This is a genomic window from Pseudomonas sp. GL_091, assembly GCF_057837725.1.
Window position 1 is genome coordinate 1,872,552 of the sequence record NZ_CM174451.1, and the last position, 15,671, is coordinate 1,888,222.

Consider the following 15,671-nt stretch of genomic DNA (forward strand, 5'->3'; position numbering starts at 1 on the left):
TTCGGCGTTCTTGAATCCGCACAGGCCAGGCTTGCTATAGGGTCAGTAATCGGAACAGGGCGATCTTGTTGATCTCCGCCAGCGCGCATTTGAATTCGGTGTCTACCGGGTTGTGGATGCGCGTTTCGAACGCTGCGAGGATCTGATGCCGGTTGCTGCCTTTTACCGCCATGATGAAGGGAAACTTGAACTTGGCCTTGTAGGCGTCGTTCAGCTCGGTGAAGCGCTGGAACTCTTCGGCCGTGCATTGGTGAATACCGGCGCCAGCCTGTTCATTGGTGCTGGCTTCGGTCAACTGGCCCTGGACGGCGGCTTTGCCGGCCAGGTCCGGGTGAGCGTTGATCAGTTCAAGCTGGCTTGCGTGATCGGCGCTCAACAGGATGTCGCTCATGCGCTGGTGCAGGGTTGCGATCTCGTCGATCGAAGCGTCCTGGCCCAGGTCGAAGGCCTTTTCGGCCACCCATGGCGAATGTTCGTAGATGTCGGCGAAAGTGGCGACGAAGGCGTCGCGGCTCAGGCTCGAAGGTTTGATGGTTTGAAAGGTGCTCATTTGGCAGCCCCTGTGTACGGGTGGGTTTCTTGCCAGTGACGCGCGATGTCGACGCGACGGCTGAACCACACCTGTTCATGACTTTTAGCGTATTCGATAAAGCGCTTGAGCGAAGCCAGACGCGCCGGACGGCCGATCAGGCGGCAGTGCAGGCCGATCGACAGCATTTTCGGTGCCTCGGCGCCTTCGGCGTAGAGCACATCGAACGCATCCTTGAGGTATTCGAAGAAATCGTCGCCCTTGTTGAAGCCCTGGACCTGGGTGAAACGCATGTCGTTGGTGTCCAGGGTGTACGGGATCACCAGGTGCGGCTTGCCGGTCGGGTTGTTCGGTTCCCAGTAGGGCAGGTCGTCGTCGTAGGTGTCGCAGTCGTAGAGGAAACCACCTTCCTCCATCACCAGGCGACGGGTGTTCGGGCCGGTGCGGCCGGTGTACCAGCCCAGTGGGCGAATGCCTGTGATTTCGGTGAGGATGCGGATCGCTTCGAGCATGTGCTCGCGTTCCTGGGCTTCGTCCATGTACTGGTAGTCGATCCAGCGATAGCCATGGCTGCAGATCTCGTGGCCGGCATCGACCATGGCGCGGATCACGTCCGGGTGACGCTGGGCGGCCATGGCCACGGCGAAGATGGTCAGGGGAATGTCGAATTCCTTGAACAACTTCAAGATCCGCCACACGCCGGCACGGCTGCCATACTCGTAAAGGGATTCCATGCTCATGTTGCGCGCGCCTTGCAGCGGCTGGGCAGAAACCATTTCCGAGAGGAAGGCTTCGGATTCTTTGTCGCCGTGCAGGATGTTGCGCTCGCCGCCTTCTTCGTAATTGAGTACGAACGACAGGGCAATACGGGCATTGCCCGGCCAGTGGGGGTGAGGAGGGTTACTGCCGTAACCGACCAGGTCGCGTGGGTAGTCAGCGCTCACTGCAGGCTTCCTTCTTGTTCGATGATGACGGTTGGTGTGACGCAGCTGAAGATTGGTTGGCAGGCTGGCGTCACAGCGATGGGCTGATTGTATACAACTTTATATTCACTTTGTAAGCCTGAATTTTCGCATTTTTCACCGACCGTCATCTTTTACTGCTATTGGCGTGAGCCTGCAAGAAATCTGCCTGACTGGTCAATTATTGATTGAAGGGTTCATAGGCTATGCGGTTTGGCGGGAAATCGACGGCAAATATGCAGATGGCGGGGGTCATGGGAAAAATGTCGTTTTTATTGTGTACAATTTTTTTGAAAAGTGTCTTAATCAGTCGCTCGCCGCAGCTTTTCGTGCTCCGAATCGGTGCGGTCTCCTTTTCAACTGACTTCGGGAGGCGCGAAGTCTGACTGCTCCACGCAGGCAGGCGCGCAGAATCAATGGGACGTTTGACTACACACGTTTTGGACGCAGCACACGGTTGCCCGGGCAGCTCGATCAAGGTCGAGTTGTACCGCGTTGAAGGATCGCACCTGGAATTGGTCGCCAGCGCGATAACCAACAGCGATGGCCGTGTCGATGCACCGCTGCTACAAGGTGATGACTACCGCACCGGGGTCTATCAGGTTCAGTTTCATGCCGGCGACTACTACCGCGCCCGTGGCGTCAAGCTGCCGGAACCTGCCTTCCTGGATGTCGTGGTGCTGCGATTTGGCATCTCTGCCGAGCAGGATCACTACCATGTGCCGTTGTTGATTTCGCCTTACAGCTACTCCACCTATCGCGGCAGCTGATCCCCCAGGCAGCAGCTGCACCCTGGAAGCGACTGCGCATATAGCTTCTTTGGTCTTTCGCCCGCTCACACTGCGGGCTTTTTTTCGTCTTCTGTAGGAGCAGCCGGTCGACGCTCGATTGCTCGCGATGGAGGTCCAGACAGCGCGATAATTCATACTGCACGCGTTATCGTTGACGTCCATCGCGAGCAAGCTCGCTCCTACAGCTGTTAACGGCTCAGCAGGGACGCTGCACCCGCACCACCAAACAACCCCGCACTGATCCGGTTAAACCAGCTCTGGCCCTTGCCGCTGCGCAGATACCGCGCCGCACCATGGGCGCCGAGGCCGTAGGCCAATTTGCACAGCAGATCCAGCATGGTCCAGGTCGCAATCATCACCAGCAGTTGTGGCAGGAACGGCTGTTCGGCACTCAGGAACTGCGGCAGGAAAGCGGCGAAGAACAGGATGTCTTTCGGGTTGCTCGCGCCCAGCATGAACGCACGCCCGAACAGCGCACGAAAGCGTGGCACAGGCGCAGCCTGTGGCACTTCAGCGCCGTGGGAAGGCAGGCGCGACTGCTGCCAGCTCTGCCAGGCGAGGTAGAACAGGTAAAGGGCGCCAAGAATCTTCAGAGCACTGAACAGCTGTTCCGACGCCAGCAGCAACGCACCCAAGCCCAGCGCCGAAGCACTCAGCAGACAGATCGACGCCGACACGCCGCCAAGAAAGGCCGGGTAAGAGCGGCGCAGGCCGTAATTCAGACTGTTGCTGATCATCAGCAACGACAGCGGCCCCGGGATCAGGATCACTATCAGCGCAGCGCCGCTGAACAGCAGCCAGGTTTCCAGACTCATCACTTTCCTCCATTTGTACAAAAGCCCCACCCGACGGGGTGAGGCTGTTTGCTGTGGCGCGCTTGGTCCGGGCAGCGCTCCGACTATGGATTCAACCCGGTAAGTACGCGTTATCGTTAACGACCTTCGCGAGCGAGCTCGCTCCTACAAGAAGATGAACTTGGCGATGAAGATCGCGCAGAGCACCCACAGGCTTACGGAAATTTCCTGGTACTTGCCGGTGCCGGCCTTCAGCGCCACGTAGGTGATGAAGCCCAGCGCGATACCGTCGGCGACCGAGAAGGTCAGCGGCATCATGATTGCGGTAACGATCGCCGGAATGCTGTCGGTCGCTTCGTCCCATTCGATGTGGGCCATGCCGCCCATCATCAACATCGCTACATAAATCAGTGCACCTGCGGTTGCATAGGCAGGAATCATCCCGGCCAGTGGTGCGAAGAACATGGCTGCAATAAATAGCACACCTACGGTCACTGCGGTAAGACCAGTCCGACCACCTGCCGCGACACCGGCAGCACTTTCCACGTAGCTGGTGACCGGCGGAACGCCGACTACCGCACCGAACACGCTGGAAGCACTGTCGGCTTTCATTGCGCGGGAGAGGTTTTCAATCTTGCCGTCAGCGCCCACCAGGTTGGCGCGCTGGGCAACACCCATCAAGGTACCGGCGGTGTCGAACATGTGTACGAAGAGGAACGCCAGGACCACGCTGATCATGCTGACGTTGAACACGCCGGCGACGTTCATGGCCATGAAGGTAGGGGCGAGGCTCGGTGGAGCCGACATGATGCCCTCGTAGTGCACCAGGCCCAGACCCCAGCCAGCGAGGGTCACGGTGATGATGCTGATGAGGATCGCGCCGAACACCTTGTGATAGCTGAGGATGGCGATCATCAGGAAGCACACGGCGGCGAGCAGCGGGCCGGGTTCGCGCAGGGAACCGAGCTTGATCAGCGTGGCCGGGCTATCGACGACGATACCCGCGGTTTTCAGGCCGATCAGCCCCAGGAACAGACCCACGCCGGCGCCCATGGCGAAGCGCAGGCTGACCGGGATGCTGTTGAGCAGCCATTCGCGGATCCGCGAAAAGGTCAGGATCATGAACAACACACCGGACACAAACACCGCGCCGAGGGCGGTTTCCCAGTTGTAGCCCATGGTGCCGACCACGGTGTAGGTGAAGAAGGCGTTCAGCCCCATGCCCGGTGCCAGGCCGACTGGCCAGTTGGCGTACAGGCCCATCAACAGGCAACCGAGTGCCGCGGCGATGCAGGTGGCGACGAACGCCGCACCGTGATCGATCCCGGCGTCGGCCATGATGTTGGGGTTGACGAAAATGATGTAAGCCATGGTGATGAAGGTTGTCAGACCGGCAATCAGCTCGGTCTTCACCGTGGTGCCGTGCAAGCTGAGTTTGAACAGACGCTCCAGCAAGCCATTGCGTAATGGCGGCGAGAGATCCAGCGTCGATGCTTCGGATTTGCGGCTTTCCACAGCGAATACTCCTCAAGAGTTTTATTGTTATTTCCAGGGCCGGACCCATGAGGGTGGCAGCGGCCCTTTGAGGCACTTGCGAATTTGTTGACCGCTTGGTCAGGAACTCGCACGAAGTGGATTATGCTTTTGTATACAAATAAAGCAAATAATGTTTTTGATTTTGTAGACGAAAAGTTTGGCGATAGGGATATATCGACGGTTCCGACGCCTTCGCGAGCAGGCTCGCTCCCACATGAAAATGCGCTCAACTGTGGGAGCGAGCCTGCTCGCGAAGGGGGCTGATCAGCCAATGCACGTTCATCAGGCAAACTCTCATTCAGCCTGCGAATGACTTTTCCCCAGTGCCAGATTCACCGCCAGCCACCCATTCACCGCCGTCTCCCCAGCCTCGGCAAACACCCGCTCCAGCAATTTCACCTGCTCGCGCCGCAGCGCCTGTTCAAACCGCGCACCTTCGGCGGTCAACTCCAGCAGGCGCTTGCGCTTGTCGGTTTCGGACGCAACGCTCTCGACCAGATGCATCTCCAACAATTGCCGCAACGGCATGTTCAGCGCCTGCTTGCTCACACCGAGCAACGCCAACAGCTCCTTCACGCTCTGGTTCGGATAGCGGGCGATGAAAAACACGATGCGCTGATGCACCCGGCTCAGGCCGCGACGTTCGAGCATTTCATCGGCCTTGGCGGTGAAGGCCTGGTAGCCGAAGAAAAACGCTTCCATGGCCTGCTGCTGGGAAAGCGGGTTTTTAAGGTCAAGCATATTGACGTATCCGTTCGGGGAGGCGTAATTTCGGTCAACAAGTTTGACTCATTTTTCACATGCCTCGCTACCGGTGATCCCCATGGCTTTTTCCGAACGTGTCTCACGCCTTAAAAGTTCTTTGATCCGTGAAATCCTCGCCGCGGCCCAGCGTCCGCAGGTGATGTCGTTTGCCGGAGGTCTGCCGGCCGAAGCGATGCTGCCAAAAGTCGATTGGGCCGAGATGCCGGTTTCCATGGGCCAATACGGCATGAGCGAAGGCGAACCGACACTGCGCGAAGCGCTGGCTGCCGAGGCGCGAGCGTTGGGAGTGACCTGCGAGGCGAGCCAGGTGCTGGTGGTCAGCGGCTCACAGCAGACCCTCGACCTGGCGGCCAAGCTGTACATCGACAAGGGCACCGAAATCCTGCTCGAAGCGCCGACTTATCTGGCGGCGTTGCAGATTTTCCAGCTGTTCGGCGCCGATTGCCTGACCGTGCCGCTGGAGGCCGACGGCCCGAACCTGGCGCAATTGCGCTCGCGTCTGGAACAACACCGCCCGGCTTTCATCTACCTGATCCCGACTTTCCAGAACCCATCGGCCGTGCGGTACAGCGAAGGCAAGCGCGATGCGGTGGCAGCGTTGCTCGATGAATTTGGCGTGACGCTGATTGAAGACGAGCCTTACCGCGAGCTGACCTTTGACGGTGGCAGCGCCACGCCGATTGTCAGTCGCTTGAAGAAGGCCAGCTGGATCTACACTGGCACCGTGTCGAAAACCCTGTTGCCGGGTTTGCGTGTCGGCTACCTGATCGCCAGCCCGGACCTGTTTCCACATCTGTTGAAACTCAAGCAGTCGGCGGATTTGCACACCAATCGGGTCGGCCAGTGGCAGGCGCTGCAATGGATCGGCACCGAGAAATATCAGCAACACCGTAGTGAGTTGCGCGACTTTTATCGGGGGCGTCGGGATGCGTTTCAGGCTGCGCTGGAAACTCACTTCTCGGATCTGGCGGACTGGAACGTGCCGCAGGGCGGGCTGTTTTTCTGGATGAAACTCAAGCAGCCGCAAGACACCCGCACCTTGCTCAATGCCGCGCTAGCCAACGACGTGGCGTTCATGCCAGGGGAACCGTTCTTCCCCGAGCCGGATAACCATCCGGGGTATCTGCGGTTGAACTTCAGCCACATTGATCCGGCGCGACTGGATGAAGGCCTCAAGCGATTGGCGGCGGTGGTGCGACAGGCGCAGGCGGCGCAAGCGGCCTGAAAACAAATAAACCGGCGCAAGGGCCGGTTTATTTTTGCCTGGAGATTTGTGGTGACAGTAGTGGCCTCATCGCGAGCAAGCTCGCTCCCACAGGTTTTGGGAGCGCCACAAATCCACTGTGGGAGCGAGCTTGCTCGCGATGGCGTCAGTCAAAACACCACAGACAAATCAGGCCGCCGCGAAACGCTTGTCCAGATAATCAATGATCACCTTGGACTCATACATCCAGGTGGTCTCACCATTCTCTTCAATGCGCAGGCACGGCACCTTGATCTTGCCGCCTTGTTCCAGCAGGGCCTGGCGGTCCTCTTCGTTGTTCTTGGCATCACGCAGTGCCACCGGCACATTCAGGCGACGCAGGGTGCGGCGGGTTTTCACGCAGAACGGGCAGGCGTGGAATTGATACAGGGTCAGACCCTTGGCGGCGGATTCGACTTGAGCCTGAGCAGCGGCGGGGCGCTTTTTCTTGTTTGGGCGAGTGATAAAGTCGATGAAGATGATCAGTTGGCCAAGGCCGACACGAAGCGCTTTTACGAACACGTTGAAAGCCTCACGGTGTGAATAAAGAAAGGCGCGCAGCTTACCTGATTTTTCTCGGGCGAAAAAAAACCGGCGATGAATGCCGGTTTTCTTCGTGCCGCGAATTACTTGATGAGGCTGAGGAATTCGCTGCGGGTCGCGGCGTTCTCGCGGAACTCACCGAGCATCACCGAGGTGATCATCGACGAATTCTGCTTTTCCACACCGCGCATCATCATGCACATGTGCTTGGCCTCGATCACCACCGCAACGCCCAGGGCGCCGGTGACCTGCTGGACCGCATCGGCGATCTGGCGGCTGAGGTTTTCCTGGATCTGCAGGCGGCGGGCGTACATGTCGACGATTCGCGCGACCTTCGACAGGCCCAAAACCTTGCCGCTCGGGATGTAGGCAACATGCGCCTTGCCGATGAACGGCAGCAGGTGGTGTTCGCACAACGAGTACAACTCGATGTCCTTGACCAGCACCATTTCGCTGTTGTCGGAGCTGAACAGGGCACCGTTGGTGACCTCTTCCAGTGTCTGTTCATAGCCGCGGCAGAGGTACTGCATGGCTTTGGCGGCACGTTTTGGCGTGTCGAGCAGGCCTTCGCGGGAAACGTCCTCGCCGAGCTGGCCGAGGATCGCCGTGTAATTCTGTTCCAGGGACATGAAACTACCTGTGGTATTTTACGCAAAGGGCAAGGGTACGGTGACGGACACGACGCTGCAAGCGCGGCGCGTCAGCTTTACTCGTCGCGACCTTCCATCATGGTGCGTTTGAGCATCACATAAACCGCGCCGGCACCACCATGTTTCGCCTGGCACGAAGTGAAGCCGAGTACCTGTGGATGCTGGCGCAGCCAGGTGTTGACGTGACTTTTGATCATCGGCCGCTTGCCGTCCAGGCGCACGGCCTTGCCATGGGTGACGCGCACGCAGCGGATTTCGAATTTGGTGGCTTCAGCCAAAAATGCCCAGAGGGTTTCCCGGGCCTTTTCCACGCTCATGCCGTGCAGGTCGAGGCTGCCTTCGAACGGAATCTGTCCGATCTTGAGCTTGCGCATCTGGCTTTCCTGCACGCCATCGCGGGCCCACATCAGCTCGTCTTCAGGGCCGACGTCGATGACGAACTGATCGGACAGCCCGTCGACGGTGGTGGATTCGGTGCGCACGGTGGCCGCTTGACGCAGCTTGGCAATCTGCGTGCGGTCAGCCTTGGGTTTGCCGGTTTCGGCGCGATCATGCTTGATCGGCTTGACGCCTTGGATCGCGCTTTTGAACAGGGAAAAATCGTCGTCTTGCATGTCAGCCTCCGCGAAGGGCGGCCAGTTTACCCAACTCGAAGCGAATCGGGCGCGACAAAACGCGCGCGACGCTTGGCTCAGTCGTGTTTTTTCATCAGGTGCGGGGACATGGCCAGTTCCTGCGACTGCCGCGAGCGACGACGGCAACGGCGCCATAGCCAGACACCGAGGTACAGCACGAACAGGCCGATGGCCAGGATCACGGCGGCACCGGTGCGGCTGGTGTTCAATTCACCCAGGGCGGGTGCGTGGCCGAGCAGGCTGGCGGCACCGGCCATGGCGAGCAACACGCCGCACATAGCCAGCAACGCCGCGAACGTCGCGCCGATTCGAAAACGCCAGTTGCTTTGGCCTTTTGGCCGCAAGCGGCGAGCGTCAAAACCATCGGATAACTTCATTCCGACCTTCCTCAATGGGTATCGGCCCTTCGACCGGGAGTTGACCGGGATGTTCCTGAGGCTAAGACAATTACGGCTAATGAGAGGCTTTTGCGGATGAGCGGCGTATCAGGCCGCTCATTGAGCGTCGATCAGATCAGTTCACGGGTCAGCGCGAGGGTGGCGAAGTTGTCGCCCATGATCGCCATTTCCGTCTGATGAACGTGTGCGGCACTGAGCACGCCGCCCTTGTAAGGCAGGTCACGGGTGGCGCAGGCGTCTTCCACCAGGGTGCAGCGGAAGCCCAGGTTCTTGGCGGCGCGCACCGTGGTGCTGACGCTGGAGTGGCTCATGAAGCCGCAGACGATCAGGTCAAGGGCGCCGAGGTCTTCCAGGCGTTTTGCCAGTTCGGTGCCGTGAAAAGCGCTTGGCAACAATTTGCCTATGACGGTTTCATCGCTCTGTGGCTCCAGGCCCGGAATGAACTCACCACCTACGCCCTGGGGGTTGAACAACCCGCCGAGCGTACCGAGGTGGCGGACATGCACGATCGGCCGGCCGGCAGCGCGGGCAGCGGCGAGCAGTTGCTTGATGTTCGCGACAGCTTCATCCATGCCGCTCAGGGCCAGGGGACCGCTGAGGTATTCTTTCTGGGCATCGATGATGACCAGCGTGGCATGGCTCAGATTGGCCGCTGCATAACCGCGGCCGCTGAGTTGAAACATCGTTTTTGGAACAGACATTCTGGGGCTCCTTGGAGTGGGGCTTTTGCGCCATTGTCCTCTGGCTGAGCGGTTCTGTGAATCGCTACGATCGTAGGTGCCGTCGTTGCTGGCCTGTAGCCTTGTCAATAGTCACATTTTGTTCAATAGCCTGGGGGAAAAATGGATAACTCCTACATTTGAATCGGTAGTTTCCCGCGTCGTCTTGACGTCGTTTGACTGCTAGAATCGCCCGTCGATTTTTCTGGAGTTTGCCGTCGTGATCACTTCCCGCCTTCGCACCCTGCGTGACCATATTCGTTGGGCCGTCAGCCGCTTCCATGGGGAGGATCTGTTTTTCGGCCATGGCACTGACAACGCCTGGGACGAAGCCCGGCAATTGGTGTTGGGCGCGCTGCACCTGCCGTGGGAAATCGCCGACAGCTACCTCGACTGCAATCTGGAAGAAGACGAAGTGGTTCACCTGCAGCTTTTGCTCAAGCGCCGCATCGAAGAGCGGGTGCCTACCGCGTATCTGCTGGGCGAGGCCTGGTTCTGCGGCATGTCGTTCATCGTCGACGAGCGTGTGCTGATCCCGCGTTCTCCTATCGGCGAGTTGATCGAAAACCGTTTTACTCCGTGGCTGGCTACCGAGCCGGCGCGGATTCTCGACCTGTGCACCGGTTCCGGTTGCATCGGTATCGCCTGCGCCTACGAGTTCCAGCATGCCGAGGTGGTGTTGGCGGACCTGTCGTTCGAAGCACTGGAAGTGGCCAATCAGAACATCGAGCGCCATGGTGTCGATGAGCGTGTGTACACGGTGCAGGGCGACGGTTTCGAAGGCTTGCCGGGACAACGTTTCGACCTGATCGTGTCGAACCCGCCCTACGTCGATGCGGAAGATTTCGCCGACATGCCGGACGAATACCAGCACGAACCGGAACTGGGCCTGGCCTGCGGTGATGACGGTTTGAACCTGGTGCGGCGCATGCTCGCCGAGGCGGCGGATCATCTGACCGAGAAGGGCTTGCTGATTGTCGAAGTGGGCAACAGCCAGGTGCACGTCGAGGCGTTGTACCCGGAAGTCGACTTCGCCTGGCTGGAGTTCGAGCGTGGCGGCCATGGTGTGTTCATGCTGAGCGCGCAGCAATGCCGTGAGCATCAGGCGTTGTTTGCTTCTCGCGTTTAACCCTTGTAGGAGCGAGCTTGCTCGCGATGGGCGTTAACGATAACGCGTGTTTTCAGGATAAACACATCGCTCTCAGGTTCATCGCGAGCAAGCTCGCTCCTACAAGTAATGGCCGCACCGCCGATCAACGGTGCGTGGCAATCCAGATCAACAGCCCCGCCTGAAACACCGCAAACGCCACCAGGCAGGTGATGGTGAATCGCAGCCCGGCGTCTTCGCGTTTGTATTTGCTGACTTTCTCTTCGTGTTTCTTGAGTTTGACTTCCTGCTCGGCCAGGTTCTGCTCGGCTTGCTGGAGCATCTGCGCCGCCTCGAGGATTTCCACGACCTGCAGTTTTTCGCTGTTCCAGTCGCCAGAAAGGTCGCCGACCTTGACCGGCTTGACGCTGCCTTTCAAATGCTGGGCATCGGCATACACCACGTCGAAACCGTGCACGCGCAAAAAATGATCGCGGCGCAGGCGGGTGTCTTCGTTCAGCGCATCCTTGTTGTTCAGGTCAAAGCCGTCGACGGTATAGGTCGGCCAGCGCTTCTTCGCCCAGTTGATGCCCTGAGCTGCCATGTAGCGGCCGATGCCACGGTTCAGCGGTTCAATCTGCAATCCGCTTTGCGGTCCGAAATGCACGCGTTTTTCGGCGTGATCGACCCACACGTCCAGATGATTTTGTTCCTTGCGTACGCGCTGGCCGGGCAGGGTGATGCTCATGCGCATCAGGCTGTGCGCCTTGTCATTGCGCTCGGCATAGCCTAATTCGACAAAACGCAACGGGCGCCCGCCGGTGTTGCGGTCAGTCTGCAGCGGCGCCAGACGGAGCATCTTGTGGTGCTCGACGTGGACGTCCGCCCAGGGCAGTTCGACCGCTGGCGGTGCGTCTTTTTCAGCGCTGGTGTCGGGTGAAGTCTGGGTGTCAGTCATAACGGCGAGATCCTGTCCAAGCTCAGCTTGTCGCCAAGCAATGTGCTGGCGACAAAGGCTTATCGGCCGTTTTCTTCAAGACTGGAGGTTAACTGGCGCGAAGTCCGTCAATAAAACCGATGATTCGCGTGCCCAGTTCCGCCGCCAGGGGCAACTGCGGGTCCTTATAGGAGGCCAGTTGGCGTTTGACGTCGCTGGGCACGATGCGCATGACGTGGTTCATGCCCTCGATCAACGCCAGTTCGGCGTCCGGTTTGGCCGCCTTGAGCAGTCTTGCGTCATTGACGCCGACCTGGATGTCGTTACTGCCCTGGATGATCAGCGCCGGCATTTTCAGCTTGGCAAACGCTGCGGCCGGGTCCTGGCGGAACAGGGAAATCAGATAAGGCTGCACGCTCGGGCGGAAAATCGTCTGCAAGGGTGGCGGCACATTGTCGTCGGGTTTCCCGGCCTTGAGGCTGTCGAGCAATTCATTGCTGCGCAGCATCAACGGTGGCGGCAGGCGATTGCCCAGTTGCTCGCGAATGACCTGATCCACTGGCCTTGCGCTACCCGAGACAGAAATCACCGCGTCGGCATCGATGCCCGGCGCAGCGAGGCTGGCGATCAAGGCGCCTTCGCTGTGACCCAGCACGATCAGTTGGCCGAAACGCGGATCGGTCTTGAGCTTGCGGCCCCAGGCTTGGGCATCGGCCACGTAGGCGTCCACCGTCAGATTGCGTTCATCCGGGGTCGCCGCCAGGCTCGCGGCCACGCCGCGCTTGTCGTAGCGCACGCTGGCGATGTTGTGTTTGGCCAGCACCCAGGCCAGGCGCTTGAGGCTGTCATTGCGTCCGCCGTCGGTGTTGTTTCCGTCACGGTCCGTAGGGCCGGAACCGGAAATGATCAGCACAACCGGCACTGGATTGTCGGACTTTGGCAGCAACAGCGAGCCGAAAAGCTCGCCTGTGCCGGTATCCAATGTGATCGGTCGTTGCAGGACGGTCGCTTGGGCGAAGCCGGAAATCAGGGTAAGGCTCAAGGCTAGAACTCGCAGCATCATCGCGCCATCATCAAGAAGATGCCGGTTGGACTCACAGGCACCCATAAGGTTCGAGGATGAACTACTTGGGTAGCCTGCGTATACTGGCGCGCATTACGTATTCAGGTTCATTTCACGGAGCGTCCTGCATGTCCGGCAATACCTACGGCAAGCTGTTCACTGTCACCACCGCGGGCGAAAGCCATGGCCCGGCGTTGGTCGCCATTGTCGATGGCTGCCCGCCGGGGCTGGAGATATCCCTGGAGGATCTGCAGCGTGACCTGGACCGCCGCAAGCCCGGCACCAGCCGCCACACTACCCAGCGCCAGGAAGCCGACGAAGTCGAAATCCTTTCCGGCGTGTTCGAGGGGCGCACCACTGGCTGCCCGATCGGCCTGCTGATCCGCAACACCGACCAGAAGTCCAAGGACTACTCGGCGATCAAGGATCTGTTCCGCCCGGCCCACGCCGACTACACCTACCACCACAAGTACGGCGAGCGCGACTACCGCGGCGGTGGCCGCAGCTCTGCCCGCGAAACCGCGATGCGCGTCGCGGCCGGTGCGATTGCGAAAAAATACCTGGCCAGCCAGGGCATCGTCATTCGCGGCTACATGAGCCAGCTGGGGCCGATTGAAATCCCGTTCAAGACCTGGGAGTCGGTCGAGCAGAACGCCTTCTTCAGCCCGGACCCGGACAAGGTGCCGGAACTGGAAGCCTACATGGACCAGTTGCGCCGCGACCAGGATTCGGTCGGCGCGAAAATCACCGTGGTTGCCGAAGGCGTGATGCCGGGCCTGGGCGAGCCGATCTTCGACCGCCTCGACGCCGAACTGGCCCATGCGCTGATGAGCATCAACGCGGTCAAGGGCGTGGAAATCGGCGCCGGTTTCGCCAGCGTCGCCCAGCGTGGCACCGAGCATCGCGATGAAATGACCCCGCAAGGTTTCCTCAGCAACAACGCGGGCGGCATTCTCGGCGGCATTTCCTCCGGTCAGCCCATCGTTGCGCACCTGGCGCTGAAGCCGACGTCGAGCATCACCACACCGGGCCGTTCCATCGACATCCATGGCAACCCGGTGGAAGTGATCACCAAGGGCCGTCACGATCCGTGCGTGGGCATCCGCGCCACGCCGATTGCCGAGGCGATGATGGCCATCGTGCTGATGGATCACCTGCTGCGTCACCGTGGGCAGAACGCCGATGTGCGTGTGAGCACGCCGGTGCTGGGTCAGCTGTAAATGGCTGACTTCATGGTCGCTGCCGTCTGATGGCGGCAGCGGCGCTCCCGTACTGGCGGCTCTCCAGTTTCTATCTGTTCTATTTCGCCTTGCTCGGTTCGACAGCGCCGTTTCTGGCGCTGTACTTCGATCACCTGGGTTTCAGCGCTGCGCGCATCGGCGAGCTGGTGGCGATCCCGATGCTGATGCGCTGCGTGGCACCGAACATCTGGGGCTGGCTGGGCGACTACACCGGTCGGCGGCTGGCCATCGTGCGCTTTGGCGCGGTGTGCACGCTGCTGACCTTTTCGCTGATTTTCGTCAGCAAGACCTACGCCTGGCTGGCGATGGTCATGGCCTTGCATGCGTTCTTCTGGCACGCGGTGTTGCCGCAGTTCGAAGTCATCACCCTGGCGCACTTGCAAGGGCAGACTTCACGCTACAGCCAGATTCGCCTGTGGGGCTCGATCGGTTTTATCATCACCGTGGTTGTGCTCGGGCGCTTGTTCGAATGGTTGAGCCTGGATATTTACCCGGCGGCGCTGGTGTTGATCCTGGCCGGTATCGTCCTGAGCAGCCTGTGGGTGCCCAATGCCCAACCGGCGCCGGGCACCCGGGTGGCGGGGGAGGGATTCCTCAAGCAATTGCGCAGCCCCGGCGTGCTGGCGTTTTACGGCTGTGTGGCGCTGATGCAGATGAGCCACGGGCCGTATTACACGTTCTTGACCTTGCACCTTGAGCACCTGGGTTACAGCCGGGGAGTGATCGGCATGCTCTGGGCGGTCGGCGTGGTCGCTGAAGTTTTGATGTTTTTGGCCATGAGCAAGATCCTCGCGCGGTTTTCCCTGCGCCGGGTGCTGATGGCGAGTTTTCTGCTGGCGGCGCTACGCTGGTTGCTACTCGGGTCGTTGGCCGAATTCCTTTGGGTATTGCTGTTTGCCCAAGTGCTGCACGCGGCGACATTCGGCAGCTTTCACGCCGCTGCCATTTCATTCGTGCAACGTAGCTTCGGTGCGCGCCAGCAAGGCCAGGGTCAGGCGCTGTATGCCGCATTGGCCGGCACCGGCGGTGCGTTGGGCGCGTTGTATTCCGGCTACAGCTGGAATGCCCTCGGCGCGGCGTGGACATTTAGTATTGCCAGTCTCGCAGCCGTCGCGGCTGCCGTTATCATTGCCACACGTATGCAAGAGGACAGGCCATGAGCCTTACCCGTGAACAACTCGCCCAGGAAATCATCGACGCCGGGCGTTTTCTGTATGGCCGCGGCTGGTCGCCGGCCACCAGCAGCAATTACTCGACCCGCCTGTCGCCGACCGAAGCCTTGCTGACCGTGTCCGGCAAGCACAAGGGGCAACTGGGCATGGACGATGTGCTGGTCACTGACCTGTCAGGCAACAGCCTGGAGCCGGGTAAGAAACCGTCCGCCGAAACCCTGCTGCACACCCAGCTCTACAGCTGGCGCCCGGAAATCGGTGCGGTGCTGCACACCCACTCGGTGAACGCCACCGTGTTGTCGCGCCTGACGCAGCAAGACTTCATCGAGTTCGAAGACTACGAACTGCAAAAGGCCTTCAGCGGTGTGACGACCCACGAATCCCGGGTACGGGTGCCGATTTTCGACAACGACCAGGACATTGCGCGCCTGGCCGCCAAGGTGCAGCCTTGGCTCGACGCCCATCCCGATTGCGTCGGCTACCTGATCCGTGGTCATGGCCTGTACACCTGGGGCGCGCGCATGAGCGATGCCCTGCGGCAGATCGAGGCCTTTGAATTTTTGTTCGAGTGCGAGTTGAAGATGCGCTCGCTCTTTAAAGCATGAA

At 59.9% G+C, this 15,671-nt stretch carries 18 protein-coding genes; 6 read left to right on the plus strand and 12 right to left on the minus strand.

Annotated elements, in window-relative coordinates:
- Positions 1–34: 34 nt before the first annotated feature.
- Both uraD and puuE read right to left on the minus strand, forming a co-directional pair.
- A complete protein-coding gene (uraD, locus tag AC3ITY_RS08635; protein WP_489308441.1) occupies positions 35–550 on the minus strand; it encodes a 2-oxo-4-hydroxy-4-carboxy-5-ureidoimidazoline decarboxylase in 516 nt (171 codons plus the stop codon).
- Positions 547–1,473 carry an allantoinase PuuE gene (puuE, locus tag AC3ITY_RS08640; RefSeq protein ID WP_477762428.1) on the minus strand — a complete coding sequence of 309 codons (927 nt, stop codon included), beginning with the start codon at positions 1,471–1,473 and terminating at the stop codon, positions 547–549. Before puuE ends, uraD begins: the two co-directional genes overlap by 4 nt.
- A 434-nt stretch (positions 1,474–1,907) precedes the next feature.
- On the opposite strand from puuE, the gene uraH reads away from it, so the two are divergent.
- Positions 1,908–2,261, plus strand: coding sequence for a hydroxyisourate hydrolase (gene uraH / locus AC3ITY_RS08645; protein ID WP_007974925.1), 354 nt, complete (start codon positions 1,908–1,910; stop codon positions 2,259–2,261).
- Positions 2,262–2,470: 209 nt separating this feature from the next.
- Here uraH and AC3ITY_RS08650 read toward each other — a convergent pair whose 3' ends face one another.
- The 3 genes from AC3ITY_RS08650 to AC3ITY_RS08660 form a co-directional block, all read right to left on the minus strand.
- Entirely contained in the window at positions 2,471–3,097 is a 627-nt protein-coding gene (locus AC3ITY_RS08650) for a LysE family translocator (protein WP_489308442.1), read from the minus strand.
- A gap of 144 nt (positions 3,098–3,241) precedes the next feature.
- Positions 3,242–4,591, minus strand: a complete 1,350-nt coding sequence (locus AC3ITY_RS08655) for an NCS2 family permease (protein ID WP_489308443.1) — start codon at positions 4,589–4,591, stop codon at positions 3,242–3,244.
- 315 nt (positions 4,592–4,906) lie between these two features.
- Positions 4,907–5,353, minus strand: coding sequence for a MarR family winged helix-turn-helix transcriptional regulator (locus tag AC3ITY_RS08660; RefSeq protein ID WP_489308444.1), 447 nt, complete (start codon positions 5,351–5,353; stop codon positions 4,907–4,909).
- Between the two features lie 82 nt (positions 5,354–5,435).
- On the opposite strand from AC3ITY_RS08660, the gene AC3ITY_RS08665 reads away from it, so the two are divergent.
- Positions 5,436–6,602 (plus strand): aminotransferase-like domain-containing protein, encoded by a 1,167-nt coding sequence (locus AC3ITY_RS08665; protein WP_489308445.1) that lies wholly within the window; start codon positions 5,436–5,438, stop codon positions 6,600–6,602.
- 168 nt (positions 6,603–6,770) lie between these two features.
- Here the strand turns inward: AC3ITY_RS08665 and AC3ITY_RS08670 are convergent, their stop codons facing one another.
- The 5 genes from AC3ITY_RS08670 to AC3ITY_RS08690 all read right to left on the minus strand — a co-directional run bounded on the left by AC3ITY_RS08670 (position 6,771) and on the right by AC3ITY_RS08690 (position 9,547).
- Positions 6,771–7,142, minus strand: a complete 372-nt coding sequence (locus AC3ITY_RS08670) for a glutathione S-transferase N-terminal domain-containing protein (RefSeq protein ID WP_489308446.1) — start codon at positions 7,140–7,142, stop codon at positions 6,771–6,773.
- 104 nt (positions 7,143–7,246) lie between these two features.
- Positions 7,247–7,792 (minus strand): GTP cyclohydrolase I FolE, encoded by a 546-nt coding sequence (gene folE, locus AC3ITY_RS08675; RefSeq protein ID WP_003204506.1) that lies wholly within the window; start codon positions 7,790–7,792, stop codon positions 7,247–7,249.
- A gap of 77 nt (positions 7,793–7,869) precedes the next feature.
- Entirely contained in the window at positions 7,870–8,427 is a 558-nt protein-coding gene (locus AC3ITY_RS08680; protein ID WP_489308447.1) for a Smr/MutS family protein, read from the minus strand.
- A 77-nt stretch (positions 8,428–8,504) separates the two neighbouring features.
- The gene (locus tag AC3ITY_RS08685; protein ID WP_489308448.1) at positions 8,505–8,825 is read right to left on the minus strand and encodes a hypothetical protein; all 321 of its coding nucleotides are present in this window, start codon (positions 8,823–8,825) and stop codon (positions 8,505–8,507) included.
- A gap of 131 nt (positions 8,826–8,956) precedes the next feature.
- On the minus strand, positions 8,957–9,547 hold the full coding sequence (locus AC3ITY_RS08690) for a cysteine hydrolase family protein (RefSeq protein WP_046042958.1): 591 nt from the start codon (positions 9,545–9,547) through the stop codon (positions 8,957–8,959).
- Positions 9,548–9,785: 238 nt separating this feature from the next.
- On the opposite strand from AC3ITY_RS08690, the gene prmB reads away from it, so the two are divergent.
- The gene (gene prmB / locus AC3ITY_RS08695; protein ID WP_008048406.1) at positions 9,786–10,694 is read left to right on the plus strand and encodes a 50S ribosomal protein L3 N(5)-glutamine methyltransferase; all 909 of its coding nucleotides are present in this window, start codon (positions 9,786–9,788) and stop codon (positions 10,692–10,694) included.
- A 124-nt stretch (positions 10,695–10,818) separates the two neighbouring features.
- On the opposite strand, the gene AC3ITY_RS08700 is transcribed toward prmB, so the two are convergent.
- Together AC3ITY_RS08700 and AC3ITY_RS08705 are read right to left on the minus strand one after the other, a co-directional pair.
- Positions 10,819–11,610, minus strand: a complete 792-nt coding sequence (locus AC3ITY_RS08700) for a hypothetical protein (protein WP_489308449.1) — start codon at positions 11,608–11,610, stop codon at positions 10,819–10,821.
- A gap of 88 nt (positions 11,611–11,698) precedes the next feature.
- A complete protein-coding gene (locus tag AC3ITY_RS08705; RefSeq protein WP_489308450.1) occupies positions 11,699–12,697 on the minus strand; it encodes an alpha/beta hydrolase in 999 nt (332 codons plus the stop codon).
- Positions 12,698–12,780: 83 nt separating this feature from the next.
- Here AC3ITY_RS08705 and aroC point away from each other — a divergent pair, with 83 nt between their 5' ends.
- The 3 genes from aroC to AC3ITY_RS08720 are packed head-to-tail and all read left to right on the plus strand — an operon-like array spanning position 12,781 to position 15,670.
- Complete coding sequence (gene aroC / locus AC3ITY_RS08710) at positions 12,781–13,872, plus strand: chorismate synthase (RefSeq protein ID WP_489308451.1); 1,092 nt, start codon at positions 12,781–12,783, stop codon at positions 13,870–13,872.
- A 29-nt stretch (positions 13,873–13,901) separates the two neighbouring features.
- The gene (locus AC3ITY_RS08715; protein WP_489308452.1) at positions 13,902–15,053 is read left to right on the plus strand and encodes an MFS transporter; all 1,152 of its coding nucleotides are present in this window, start codon (positions 13,902–13,904) and stop codon (positions 15,051–15,053) included.
- Positions 15,050–15,670, plus strand: a complete 621-nt coding sequence (locus AC3ITY_RS08720) for a methylthioribulose 1-phosphate dehydratase (protein WP_489308453.1) — start codon at positions 15,050–15,052, stop codon at positions 15,668–15,670. Before AC3ITY_RS08715 ends, AC3ITY_RS08720 begins: the two co-directional genes overlap by 4 nt.
- The last annotated feature ends 1 nt before the right edge of the window (position 15,671 follow it).